This window comes from Nitrosomonas sp., assembly GCF_019635155.1.
Classification (GTDB): Bacteria; Pseudomonadota; Gammaproteobacteria; order Burkholderiales; family Nitrosomonadaceae; genus Nitrosomonas.
Genome location: NZ_JAHBZY010000023.1, coordinates 17774 through 29422, shown reverse-complemented (window position 1 = coordinate 29422; position 11649 = coordinate 17774). Strand labels below are relative to the sequence as shown.

The following is an 11649-nucleotide window of genomic DNA, read 5'->3' as shown; positions in this document are numbered from 1 at the left end:
CCGTTCCGCGACTGCATACCTGCCAGCCAATTAGCCGCGCGATCCAGCGCTTTCTGGTGGCGCTCCTCTCCGCCTTGCTCCAGAGCCCAAGCAACTGCTGCGGTATCATCGAGATCGGGATAATGAGGATTGGCATATTGAAAGGCCCAGCCGCCGCCCGGCAAATCCGGCCGTTTATCGCGCCAGTCACCGGGTTCGTCAAGGATCTGTTGATCAACCAACCAATCCAATGCCTTCTGCACTGGCTCCTGATCGGCTGTAGCGTCTTCTTGAAGCGCCAAACTTGTCAATACCGTATCCCAAACGGGGGATGTGCAAGGTTGACACCAAGTGCGTTCCCCTTCATCGACCAATAAACCAAGCAGCGCGTTGCGACATTGCACCCGATTGGGGTGATCCGGCGGATATCCGAGCAAAGCCAACGCTTCGTATGCATTAACCATTGCCGGGAAGATCGCGCCGATGCCACATTCACCGTTAAGGCGCTCAAGAACCCATTTCTCCGCACGGCGAATGGAATATTGCCGAATCGATTGTGGCAAGCGCGGCTCCACTCGCGACAACACCCTTTCAACCAGCATAAACAGATGCTTCAACAGCGTGTCTGCTTTAGGAAAGTAATTTTTCTCCTCTTCAGGCGGCACAATAAACAACTCGCGAATATCGATTCTTCGTGGATTTGCCGCGCGCGCCTTCAAAGTGCATAAAATGGATAGCGGGATCATAACAGTTCGTGACCAATACGATACTTTACTGATATGAAAAGGAAACCAGCTTGGTAGAAATATCAATTCAGAAGGAACAACCGGTACACCCCGCCATGGGATCTGATCGTACATCGCCAGCAGCAAGCGGGTGAATACATTAGCCTTGGCCGCTCCGCCACACGCCAGGATAGCTTCCCGGGCACGCACCATGTGCGGCGCATCCGGCGAATCACCCACCAGTTTGAGTGCATAATACGATTTGATGGTACAGCTGATATCGAAGTCACCGCCATAATAGAGCGGCCAGCCGCCATGTTTCATATCCTGCTTATCACGAATAAAACGTGCGATTTTATTTTCCAGGGCGACATCCACTTCATCCATGAAGTGCATCATCAGGATATATTCAGCCGGTATCGTGCAATCCGCTTCCAGCGGAAAACACCAGTGACCGTCAGGATTCTGCAAAGCCAACATGGCATTGCGCGCTTGGTTAAATCTGAGGTTCAGTTCAGCGGCATTAATCTCATGCTGATCAGAGTCTATTGTCTTATGCAGTTGCGTCATTTGATCCTTTTCAGAAAAATCAAGTTGTTCCGATGCGCTCGAGATTTTTAGAAGCCTGTCCATATATTTCTAAGCACCTTCGTTATCCATTAAAAAATTAAAAAACATATTACCAACTCAGAACAGTCATATCTGATTTTTCCTCATAACCGTAACTGCCGGTCAGTCCGGCATCCGGAATCAATCGACGGATTGTCAACTATAATTTCTGTTTCTTTCCATCCTGCTCGAATGGATTATCTTGAAAAGGTTCGTAGTAAAGGTCGAGTGGCAACTTACCATCGTGGACTAGAAATTCACGTTGCTGTATCGATGCTTCGCGCACGAACAGATAAGGGTCCAGTGCCGCTTCATCCCGAATGCGCATCGGTCCGACTAATCTTGCGCGTTTATCGATTGCGCCAAGGATCGTTAAAGGTGCGGCAAAATAGCTGCCCACCGCCAGACCTGCGTAGAATAATACATTGGTAACAAGCCCTATCGGGATATTGGTTACGTCACGCTCGCTACTGGGTCCGAGCAAAGGAACAAACAAATAAGAACCCGGCTTAACCCCCCACACGCCTAGTGTTTGGCCAAAATCTTCATCGTTTTTTTGCAATCCCATGTGGGTCGCCATATCGAACAATCCAAACATACCGATTGTAGAGTTCACAAAAAAACGCAAAGTATCTTCGGCACCCTGTTTTACTTTGCCTTGAAGAAATGAATTTAAAACGACATTGGGATATGCCAAATTATCATAAAAATTACCGATCGACCGCTGCGCCGCATCCGGTACATAATCGATATAGGTATTCACGACCGGTTCAAACACTGCACGATCAATTTTGTCGGTAAGATCATACGACGCACGATTAAATTTTTCATGCGGATCAGCCGGATCAAGTTCTTGATCACCGCTCTTTGGCGCCGAAGCGCAGCCCTGCAAAACCGCTAAACAAATCAGCAAAATTAAAAGACACAAATAACCATGATTTGTTTTTGCAGGTATTTTTCTTAAGTTTCCAATAATTCCAACCATTCGCTTCACAATTCAGTCAATCTTAAATTTCTCTCAATAAAGGCAAATGCCACATTATTAACCCGTTATCGAGTAACCATTCAATTTCGCCGGCGACTGCTTGGCGTACGGAATTTCGGGGCAAACCAAGATCATGAATTGCCTTGCTGCAGTCAAAATGCATCGGGTAATGCGCTATCTCAACCGATCGTGATGCCATGGGCGGTGTATGTACCATGTAATCAGTAACAAACTCGGTCATAGCAGACACAGCCAATTCCAGCCAATAAGGAATACGCCCCGTGGGCATGTAATCGACTCGGCCAAAGTATACACGATTACTTCGAGATCTTGCTTAGCCGCCTCTGCCAATATGTTCGTGTTCCTTCAAAGTTAATGCGAATAAATCAACTGTCCCGTTCACCATGTACAATTTCCACTAACTTCAATGCCTGTAATTCCATTTCAATGACAAAATCATCGACCTTAGCTCGAAAATGGCGGTAAAAAATCATGCTTGGAATTGCAACGAGAATACCGAAAGCGGCATTATACAATGCTACCGAAATCCCGTAAGCCAGTTGCGCCGGATTGCTGCCTGCCGGTGAATTGGAGCCGAAAATTTCGATCATCCCGACTAATGTTCCGAACAACCCCATCAAAGGACTCAGTGCAGCAATCGTCCCAAGCGTTGTCAGGTAACGATTAAGTTCATGCGCAATCACCCGGCCCGCTTCTTCTATCGATTCCTTCATGATTTCGCGAGAACTTTTCTCATTTTTTAACCCGGCCGCTAATATCTGCCCCAGAGGAGAGTGTTTTTGCAGCTTCGTCAGCATCTCCGAACTCACACCATTACGCTTGTATTCATTGACTACCTTTGGCAGCAATTCCTTAGGCGAAATAACATTTAAACGCAAGGTCCACATTCGTTCCCCGATAATTCCTATCGCAACTATGGAAGCGATAATGATCGGCCAAATGGGCCAGCCTGCTGCTTGAATTAAAGATAACACGAGATAGTCTCCTCACTCACTGTAGATCCGGGTATCATTTTTCTAAGAATTTTAGCCAATGTATATTTTATAACCAAGTATGTCATCCAGTATCGCCGCATCTTGATACAGGGTTATCGGCTTAAAGAATTACCGATTTTTTTATCCACAATTTCTGTGAATAAATGTGTGAGTATGTATCAAAAATAAGGATTAAGTTAGCAAATCAAAACGTCTTTTTTAACTTGATCGTTTTTTAATCTCGCCTATTGTTGATTAACAAACAATAGGTTAATTTAAAATTATATCATTTACAGTCAGTCAAGCGGTACTCTGTTACTATAAAACAACATCGACTCTACGATCTTGATATGAATCCGTTTCCAGTTACCGGTCTTGCGCATAGGATCTTGACTGTCAGTGAATTGAACAACAGCACCAAGCAATTTCTGGAGCAGAATATCCCTTTATTGTGGGTGAAAGGTGAAATTTCCAATTTAAAGCGTTATCAATCCGGTCATTGGTATTTCTCGCTGAAAGATGCCGAAACACAGGTACGATGCGTATTGTTCAGTCATAAGAATCGATATTTCGATTGGCAGCCTAAGGATGGCATGCAAGTGGAAGTGCTGGCGTTAGTCACTTTATACGAGCCCCGCGGTGATTTCCAGCTTAATGTTGAAACCATCCAGAGAGCCGGTCTTGGTGAATTATTCGAGGCTTTTGAGAAGCTTAAAGCCAAGCTGGAGAAAACCGGTCTCTTTAATCCTGAGAGGAAAAAGAAATTACCCGAATTTCCCAGGCAAGTCGGAATTATTACGTCTCTTGATACCGCAGCATTGCGAGATGTCCTATCAACCTTACGTCGGCGCATGCCATCTTTGCCAATCATTATTTATCCCACATTGGTGCAAGGAAAAACTGCCGCCAACAATATCGCGGATTCCATTAAGACCGCCACACTGCGCAACGAATGTGATGTTTTAATTTTGTGTCGTGGTGGTGGAAATATCGAAGATTTGTGGGCATTTAATGAAGAGATCGTTGCTCTAGCGATTGCTGCAAGTTCGATACCCATCGTCAGCGGAATCGGTCACGAAACAGACTTTACTATTGCGGATTTTGTTGCAGATATCCGTGCCCCCACACCAACGGCTGCCGCTGAATTAGTGAGTAAAGACCGCATTGAACTCAATCATCGGCTGGATACAATGCATCAACGCATGTTCCGCATAATCTTACATAGTCTCGAACGCACGATGCAGCAAGTGGATATTTGGTCGCATCGTTTGATTTATCCCGGTGACAAAATCCAGCAACAATTTTCTCATTTGCAATATTTGCAGAACCGCCTGAGCAAGACCTGCGCATACTTTCTCGAGAAAAAATACTGGGCATTACTCGGATTCGATCAACGACTCACTAACACAGGCTCCCGTATCAATCGGATGAAACAACAACATCAGGTTGTAATTTCACGTTTCCACAGAGCCTATTCCGTTTATTTTGAAACACATTCAGTCAGGCTACAACATATTCAAACGCAATTATCACAATTGAACCCGCAATCGGTTTTAGAGCGCGGGTATAGTATTTCATTTTCAGAAACAGGCGCGATCATCTGTAACAGCAAACAAATTCATCGCGGCGAAAAAATTCAGGTAAAATTCGCGCACGGTATGTGCGAAGCAGATGTTTCTGATGTTAAGAATCCCTAGCAATCATAGCCACAATCCAACCCACTTTTTCTATTCAACTGTAATATCGAGATTTCAATGCCTAAAACTTTTCTGATCATCGGCGCGCTCAATTTGTTTTTTTGTATTGCGCTAGGTGCCTTCGGTGCACACGGGCTAAAACATACCTTGTCGGCAGACATGTTAACGGTCTATCACACCGGCGTGCAGTATCATTTCTATCATGCCTTTGGCATACTCGTTAGCGGCTTACTTTTACTGCATTTCCCAAATTCACGTTTTATTAAAATAGCCGCTTGGTTAATGATGATCGGGATTATTTTATTCAGCTTCAGTCTTTATGCATTGAGCCTTACAGGTACCCGCGCGCTTGGCATGATCACACCGTTCGGTGGGATTTCATTTCTTACCGCCTGGGCATTGCTTGCATACGCGGTTTGGAAAAATAAATAGTTACGTACAGCCTTACTCGTTAAAATTTCTTGGATCCGATACCTCGCCCTCCGGGCGAGGTGCTCTTCAGTTATTTGCTCTCTCCGCCATTTGCCGGTGAACAGCCGCCATTTCCTTATTACGCTCTCCTGCTTTTTCATATTCTCGCAATAACGCTTCATGGTGTGAATGAAAATCTTGACCATGCCGTCCATAGTATTCACTATGATTACTATACTCTTTCAATAGCTCTTTTTGTTCTTCCGCTTTTGCGCTCATTTCGTAAGCTTCTTTTTCATACATCTCAGCTAGTCCGATATGATCGAACTTGGTTTTAGCTTGAACTTCGGCTTTATCCATTTTTCCTAATTCTGCAAAAGACATATTGGAGACAAATAAGGCGGAAGTAACCAGAGCTGCAATCAATAGTTTTGTTTTCATAGCAAGTCTCCTCAATTTGATAAATAAAAAGCACTCTCCAGTGCTACTATAAATATTCGATGAACTAAGATTTTTCATAATAGCAAACTATGTGAAATCCACAAAGGCTTAATGGATAAACTGCGAGATCAATTAAACTGTAGAGAAAAATAAAATGAGACTATTATTTTTATTTATCCTGCTTTGCTGTATTGTCCTTCTAGGTTATGCACAATACTTGCAACATGTAGAGAAATTATTACCCTGCCCATTGTGTGTAGCACAACGCCTAGCTTACTGGTTATTAGGACTAACTGCATTACTGGCATTTCTTCACAACCCCGGAGTAACCGGACGCCGTATTTATGGCTTTCTGATGTTTGCATTTGCACTAATGGGAGCAATCATCGCCACGCGTCATGCATGGCTGATACGTTTCCCGGAGGCATTTGAATGCGGTATCAGCCCGGAAGAAGCTTTTCTGAATTCTTTGCCTATTGCTGATTGGTGGCCCGGTATGTTCGAGGCCAATGGAGACTGCGCAAACATTGATTGGGAACTTCTAACGCTAACAATACCAGATTGGTCGTTGGTGGCTTTTGTTATATTTTCGATCTCTGCACTTTACACGCTTTTCTCTAAGAAATAGCTTCGTATCAACCGCGAGGGTGGTGGTTTGCGTGCAATTGCTTTAATCGTTCACGTGCAATATGCGTGTAAATTTGCGTCGTTGAGATATCTGCATGCCCCAACAACAATTGCACGACACGCAAATCCGCCCCATGATTAAGCAGATGTGTAGCAAATGCATGTCGCAATGTATGCGGGGAAAGTTGTTTTGTAATACCAACTTGTTGCGCATAACGTTTAATCAGATACCAGAATGCTTGCCGAGTCATCGCCGCGCCGCGGGTAGTCACAAAAATCGTATCAGTCACAATACCATTCAGAAGAGCGATTCTGGCCTCTCTAGTATAACGATTGAGCCATTCGAGCGATTCTTCCCCCAGAGGAGCCAATCGTTCTTTTCTACCCTTCCCCATAACGCGCAATACGCCCATATCCATACTAACCTGGGAGTATCTCAGATTAATTAATTCCGATACACGTAATCCGCTAGCGTATAAGACTTCCAGCATTGCCCGGTCACGCAAACCTAATGGCAATCCGAGATCCGGGGCACTTAGTAGCAACTCCACTTCTTTCTCGGAAAGACTATCAGGAAGATGGCGCTGCAGTTTGGGAGTCTCGATATTCAGACTGGGATCGCTCGTAATTTTCCCTTGGCGCAATAAAAACCGATAAAAGCGTTTTAAACTTGATAGCTCACGGCTTGTTGTACTGGCCTTCATCTTTGCGGAAACTCTTGAAGCAAGAAATTCAAGCAAATCTGAATGAGTCGCTTCCGTCAATATACTATCGCCATGATTACGTTTTCGCAACCATTCACCGAAAAGCTGCAAATCATTCCGATAACTATCGAGAGTATTGCGCGCCAAACCATCTTCCAGCCATAGTGCGTCTGAAAACTCATCTAATAAGCTGGCGTTGGTTTCAGACGCTCTCATGACCTAATAACCAACGTTTGATTTCAAGAGGATCTCCAGCACTAGCATTCATAAAGCCTCCTAATGCACCATTTTTGGATATTACTCGATGACAGGGTATGACTATCGGAATTCTATTGGCTCCACATGCTCGACCTACGGCTCTTGGCGCAGAATGAATTTGCGCCGCTATCGCCGCATAACTGCTTGTTTCACCACCGGGAATGGCCATAATGGCTTTCCATACGCGTTGTTGATGTATCGTCCCGCTAATATGCAAACTTAAGTCAAACTTGTGATTAGGGTCCGTTAAATATGCGCTTAATTGCCTGCATACTTCCTTGGCCAGTAAAGTTTGTGGAGGTAACGTTAACGTATTGATAGGCAAATAATCAATGTCAGTTAACCAGTCTTCATCTGTTCTAATACCCAAAACTGCAAATGGGGTACGCAGTTTAGCCTGATAATCTCTAATTAAAGGGCTTTCTTCTTGATTTTTTTTTTGCTTGATCACAGTTTGTCTAAACTTATTATCGAAAATAAAGAAAAACATCACTCTTTATCCGATTTAATCGGACACCCAGAATCATTAGAAGTTTCACACCCTATATTTCCTTAACTGGAGGTGATATAGTCTGCCCAACAGACTGAGGCTGAATTAGGATTTCAGCAGTAACAATTCATTCAGCCTTTTTACAAACGAAGCCGGATCTTCCAGTTGACCCCCTTCAGCCAGCAAAGCTTGATCAAATAGCAAATAACACCAATCTTGAAAATTATCCACCTCGATCTTTAATTTCTGCACCATTGGATGCTGTGGATTAATCTCCAGAATTGGTTTGGCATGCTGTACTTTCTGACCCGCTGACTTCAATAATCTTTCTAAATTGCCACCCATATCGTAAGTATCTGCAACTAGACAAGCGGGAGATTCTGTTAAGCGAAAAGTAACACGCACATCTTTAACTTGTTCGTTGAGTACTGCTTTCATTTTATCTGTTAACTCCTGGAATGCATCAGACTCTTTCGCTTGCTCCTCTTTTTCCGCAGCGTCTTCCAAAGCACCCAAATCCAGACCACCTTTGGCCACCGACTGCAACGGCTTGCCTTCGAATTCCGTTAAATTACTAACCAACCATTCATCAACTCGATCGGATAACAATAATACTTCGATACCTTTTTTACGGAAAACTTCTAGATGCGGACTGTTTTTAGCTGCCTTGAGACTATCGGCGGTCACATAATATATTTTTTCCTGTCCATCTTTCATTCGCTGAATATATGTTTCTAGCGAAACTACCGGTTCCTCTGAATCATTGTGAGTCGTGACAAAACGTAATAATTTGGCAACTCGATCGCGATTCGCATAATCTTCACCAACACCTTCCTTGAGAACCAGTCCGAATTCACGATAAAACGTTCTGTATTTTTCTTTTCCTTCCTCATCATCATTTTTCGACAATTCCTCAATCAATCCCAACACTTTTTTGACAACACCAGCTCTGATTGAGTCGATATCTTTGGATTCTTGCAAGATCTCACGCGACACATTCAACGGTAGATTATTTGAGTCGATTACTCCACGCACAAAGCGCAAATAATTCGGTAACAACTTTTCCGCATCATCCATGATAAACACTCTCTGGACGTAGAGCTTAATACCATGACGCCGTTCACGATCAAATAAGTCAAAAGGCGCGCGCGCGGGTATATAAAGTAGTTGTGTATATTCCTGTTTGCCTTCTACACGTGCATGAACGTAGGCTAACGGGGGTTCAAAATCATGAGCAACATGCTTATAGAACTCATTATATTGCTCTGCGGTAATTTCATTTTTTGGTCGCGCCCATAACGCATTGGCTTGATTGATTGTTTCGTCTTCATCGGTAATTTTGTTCTTATTTTCTTGCTGCGACCATTCTTCCTTCTTCATCACGATTGGCAAGGTAATATGGTCGGAATACTTACGGATGATGTTGCGAATTCGCATCCCATTCAGGAATTCGTCTTCATCTTTCCGTAAATGCAATGTAATGTTTGTACCACGCCCTAATTTCTCAATTGTTTCAAGTGTGTAGTCGCCTTCGCCACTCGATTCCCAGCGTACACCATGCTCGGAAGTTAATCCTGCTCTTCTGGTAATTAATGTTACTTTATCAGCGATAATAAAAGCCGAATAAAACCCAACCCCAAATTGACCAATTAGATGTGCATCCTTGACCTGGTCTCCGGTTAGTGAATTGAAGAATTCGCGGGTACCCGATTTTGCAATAGTGCCTATATGATCAATAACTTCTTGACGAGACATGCCGATACCATTATCGGAAATGGTGATCGTTCGGTCGTTGGCATCATAACTTACACGGATTTTCAAATCCGAGTCTGATTCATATAACGCAGCGTCCGTTAATCCCTCAAACCGCAATTTATCAGCCGCATCGGACGCATTTGAAATTAATTCTCGTAAAAAAATTTCCTTATTACTATATAAGGAATGAATCATCAGTTTCAGTAATTGTTTCGCTTCCGCTTGAAAATTAAACTGTTCTTTGGGTGTTTCAACTTGCATAATTCGCCTCCTTGAATATTTTAGGGAGATATGGGGACCATACTCGTAATTTCAAGCTCATTGATTAACCAATATATGGTCATAGAGAATAATCAGAAATTTGAGATTGGGAAACCTCATGGTCTGTCGGTAGTAATAGCAAGAGCCGTCTATGCCGTTTGTATGTACTTAAATAAACTGTACGGCATAGAAGCGGAGAAGAAGGTTTTACACTGAGGATAGCTATTGACCGACTATCCGTAGTTCAATCACATTGAATTTTGAATTGCGTAAAGACTTAATCCCATCAATGCTTGGGGAAATATTCCAAGAGCCAGAACTGCTAGACCATTAGCACTTAATAGAATTTTAACATCACTATTAGGCAGAATCGGTTCATCCGTTTCTGGTTCATCAAAGTACATCAACTTGATAATTCTCAAGTAATAAAATGCACCAATTAAAGAAAATATGACGGCGACAACTGCTAACCAGACAAATCCGGCATTCACTACGGCCTGCAGTACCGCAAATTTTGCATAAAATCCGATCATTGGCGGAATACCGGCAAGCGATAACATCAGTAATAGTGTTATAAACGCATACCACGCATTCCTTTTACTTAATCCTTTAAAATCACTGATATTTTCAGCTTCGAACCCATTCCTGCATAACGCCATGATCATCGCGAAAGTACCTAATGTCATTAGTACATAAGCAATTACATAAAATAAAGCGGAGCTATAACCATTCGAATCAGCGCTGATAAAACCTAATAACAAAAAACCCATATGGGAAATAGTCGAATATGCCAGCATTCGTTTGATATTCTCTTGCGCGATCGCTGCAATATTTCCAATCGCCATTGATAGAACAGCCAGTATCACCAGCATGCCTTGCCAATCCGCAGACATTTCTCCCATCCCTTCAATCAGCAATCGCATCACAAATCCGAATGCAGCGAGTTTAGGTGCGGATCCAATAAATAGAGTAATTGCGGTAGGCGAGCCCTGATAAACATCCGGAGCCCACATGTGAAAAGGCGCGGCACTTAATTTAAAACTGATTCCAGCTACTATAAATACTAAACCGACAACCAGCACTTCTCGACTGCTTGCTTCACTCTGAATTATCTGAGCAAGCTGCGATATATGTAGTGTTCCCGTCGCGCCATATACCATCGACATGCCGTATAACAAGAACCCGGACGCCAAGGCTCCTAATACAAAGAATTTCATGGCAGCTTCCGTTGCAAGCTGTGAATCACGCCGGAGTGCAACTAATGCATAAAGTGATAGTGACAATAGCTCCAAGCCGATATAAAGCGTCAGAAAGTGACTGGCCGAAATCATGACCATCATTCCTAGTGTCGCGAAAAGGATCAAGCTAAAGAATTCTCCGCGCAACATGCCTCTATCGCTGACATAAGTATGAGAATAAATTAAAACTGCGGATACCGTACCATACACCATTAGTTTGAGAATGTCTGACATCGAATCATCAACATACATGCCATGAAAAGTATGATTCACTTCTGTCGAGAACGATATAAAAGTCAACAACGCGCATCCAAGCAATGTAATTTGTGTCAGCAAGTAAGCCACATGGCGCCGGTTATTACCAGCAGTAAGATCGGCCAGCATTACAACACACACCATAATGAGCATAAAGATCTCTGAAGAAGCTGGTGCGAAATCAGGTGGTATAAAATTCATTAACTCTAAATCCTTATT

Annotated in this window: 12 protein-coding genes; 3 read left to right on the top strand and 9 right to left on the bottom strand. The window is 43.3% G+C overall.

Features of this window, described 5'->3' with window-relative positions:
* The 4 genes from shc to KF839_RS13525 all read right to left on the bottom strand — a co-directional run.
* On the bottom strand, positions 1 to 1337 hold a 1337-nt coding region (shc, locus tag KF839_RS13540; RefSeq protein WP_292918378.1), incomplete at its 3' end, for a squalene--hopene cyclase.
* A gap of 136 nt (positions 1338 to 1473) precedes the next feature.
* The gene (locus KF839_RS13535) at positions 1474 to 2298 is read right to left on the bottom strand and encodes an MlaA family lipoprotein (protein ID WP_292918377.1); all 825 of its coding nucleotides are present in this window, start codon (positions 2296 to 2298) and stop codon (positions 1474 to 1476) included.
* Positions 2299 to 2320: 22 nt separating this feature from the next.
* A complete protein-coding gene (locus KF839_RS13530; protein WP_292918376.1) occupies positions 2321 to 2587 on the bottom strand; it encodes a Rossmann-fold NAD(P)-binding domain-containing protein in 267 nt (88 codons plus the stop codon).
* A 97-nt stretch (positions 2588 to 2684) separates the two neighbouring features.
* The gene (locus KF839_RS13525) at positions 2685 to 3293 is read right to left on the bottom strand and encodes a MotA/TolQ/ExbB proton channel family protein (protein ID WP_292918375.1); all 609 of its coding nucleotides are present in this window, start codon (positions 3291 to 3293) and stop codon (positions 2685 to 2687) included.
* 350 nt (positions 3294 to 3643) lie between these two features.
* Here KF839_RS13525 and xseA point away from each other — a divergent pair, with 350 nt between their 5' ends.
* Together xseA and KF839_RS13515 are read left to right on the top strand one after the other, a co-directional pair.
* Positions 3644 to 4990 (top strand): exodeoxyribonuclease VII large subunit, encoded by a 1347-nt coding sequence (xseA, locus tag KF839_RS13520; RefSeq protein WP_292918374.1) that lies wholly within the window; start codon positions 3644 to 3646, stop codon positions 4988 to 4990.
* A gap of 57 nt (positions 4991 to 5047) precedes the next feature.
* The gene (locus KF839_RS13515) at positions 5048 to 5422 is read left to right on the top strand and encodes a DUF423 domain-containing protein (protein ID WP_292918373.1); all 375 of its coding nucleotides are present in this window, start codon (positions 5048 to 5050) and stop codon (positions 5420 to 5422) included.
* A 66-nt stretch (positions 5423 to 5488) separates the two neighbouring features.
* Here the strand turns inward: KF839_RS13515 and KF839_RS13510 are convergent, their stop codons facing one another.
* On the bottom strand, positions 5489 to 5842 hold the full coding sequence (locus tag KF839_RS13510) for a hypothetical protein (RefSeq protein ID WP_292918372.1): 354 nt from the start codon (positions 5840 to 5842) through the stop codon (positions 5489 to 5491).
* Positions 5843 to 5996: 154 nt separating this feature from the next.
* Here KF839_RS13510 and KF839_RS13505 point away from each other — a divergent pair, with 154 nt between their 5' ends.
* Positions 5997 to 6470 carry a disulfide bond formation protein B gene (locus KF839_RS13505; protein WP_292918371.1) on the top strand — a complete coding sequence of 158 codons (474 nt, stop codon included), beginning with the start codon at positions 5997 to 5999 and terminating at the stop codon, positions 6468 to 6470.
* A gap of 7 nt (positions 6471 to 6477) precedes the next feature.
* Here the strand turns inward: KF839_RS13505 and xerD are convergent, their stop codons facing one another.
* The 4 genes from xerD to nuoN all read right to left on the bottom strand — a co-directional run bounded on the left by xerD (position 6478) and on the right by nuoN (position 11631).
* Complete coding sequence (gene xerD, locus KF839_RS13500) at positions 6478 to 7389, bottom strand: site-specific tyrosine recombinase XerD (protein ID WP_292918370.1); 912 nt, start codon at positions 7387 to 7389, stop codon at positions 6478 to 6480.
* Positions 7376 to 7921, bottom strand: coding sequence for a methylated-DNA--[protein]-cysteine S-methyltransferase (locus KF839_RS13495; protein ID WP_292918369.1), 546 nt, complete (start codon positions 7919 to 7921; stop codon positions 7376 to 7378). Before KF839_RS13495 ends, xerD begins: the two co-directional genes overlap by 14 nt.
* A 105-nt stretch (positions 7922 to 8026) precedes the next feature.
* Complete coding sequence (gene htpG, locus KF839_RS13490) at positions 8027 to 9937, bottom strand: molecular chaperone HtpG (protein ID WP_292918368.1); 1911 nt, start codon at positions 9935 to 9937, stop codon at positions 8027 to 8029.
* A gap of 248 nt (positions 9938 to 10185) precedes the next feature.
* The gene (gene nuoN / locus KF839_RS13485) at positions 10186 to 11631 is read right to left on the bottom strand and encodes an NADH-quinone oxidoreductase subunit NuoN (RefSeq protein WP_292918367.1); all 1446 of its coding nucleotides are present in this window, start codon (positions 11629 to 11631) and stop codon (positions 10186 to 10188) included.
* Positions 11632 to 11649: the final 18 nt, after the last annotated feature.